At 62.9% G+C, this 1079-nt stretch carries 1 protein-coding gene; it reads right to left on the bottom strand.

Annotation, left to right across the window (positions count from 1 at the left end; translation table 11 throughout):
* Window positions 1-87: 87 nt before the first annotated feature.
* The gene (locus ACE04F_RS17360; protein ID WP_486105221.1) at window positions 88-1005 is read right to left on the bottom strand and encodes a dihydrodipicolinate synthase family protein; all 918 of its coding nucleotides are present in this window, start codon (window positions 1003-1005) and stop codon (window positions 88-90) included.
* Between the last annotated feature and the right edge of the window lie 74 nt (window positions 1006-1079).

Below are 1079 nucleotides of genomic sequence, written 5' to 3'. Positions count from 1 at the left end.
AAGACGGTGGCACATCCAGCACCTTCGAATCAGGCAGACCGCTTTCGCGAGCAGACTCGCTCCCACAGGGTTTTCATCGGCTGCGGCTTACAGCCCCACATCCGGCAACGCCGGCCGATTGGCCAGCGCCTTGGCCATGATCTGCTCCACGTACACCCGGTCTGCTTCCGGCAAGGCCAGGCGCGGTGGGCGGGTGAGGGCGCTGCCGCGACCGGCGATGGCTTCGCAGAGCTTGATGCATTGGACCAGATCGGCGCGGGCGTCCAGGTGCAGGATCGGCATCAGCCATTCGTAGATCGGCATCGCTTCGGCGAACCGCCCGGCGCGGGCCAGGCGGAAGATGGTTTCGCCTTCTTTCGGGAACACGTTAGACATGCCCGAGACCCAGCCCTCGGCGCCGACGGCGAGGCTTTCCAGGACCACGTCGTCGAGGCCGGCAAACAGCACGAAGCGGTCACCGACTTCGTTGCGCACGTCGATGAAGCGGCGGGTGTCGCCGGACGAGTCCTTGAAGCACACCACGTTGTCGCAGTCGGCGAGGGAAATCAGGATGTCCGGGGTGACATCGTTCTTGTAGATCGGCGGATTGTTGTAGACCATCAGCGGCACATCGGCATGCCGGGCCACGTAGCGGAAATGTTCGGCGGTCTCGAACGGTTTGGAGCCGTAGACAAGCGCCGGCATCAGCATGACCCCGTCGACGCCGACCTTGCGCACCGCGTTGGCAACCTTGGCGGCCTGTACGCTGGTGAACTCGGCCACGCCGCAGATCACCGGCACCCGGCCACGGGAGGCGTCCACCGCGACTTCGGTCACGGCGATTTTTTCCTCGGCGCTCAGGGAGGTGTTTTCCCCCACGGAACCACAGACCACCAGGCCGGAAACACCGTCGCGGATGACGTTGGAAATGACCTGATGGGTTTTTTCCAGGTTGATGGAAAAGTCTTCGTTGAATTGGGTGGTGACAGCGGGAAATACGCCGCTCCAGTTGATGCGTTTGCTCATGGGTGTCTCCTTTTGGTATTTCGTATACGGATATAGGTGGTTGCTTTTGTGGGGGGGGGGGGGGGGGGGGGGGG

Source organism: Pseudomonas sp. AGC41, assembly GCF_057334555.1.
This window is presented reverse-complemented; position numbering and strand designations above follow the sequence as displayed.

Coding starts and splice junctions, on each gene's coding strand:
- ACE04F_RS17360 (WP_486105221.1), bottom strand. CDS start 1,005: ATGAGCAAACGCATCAACTGGAGCGGCGTATTTCCCGCTGTCACCACC.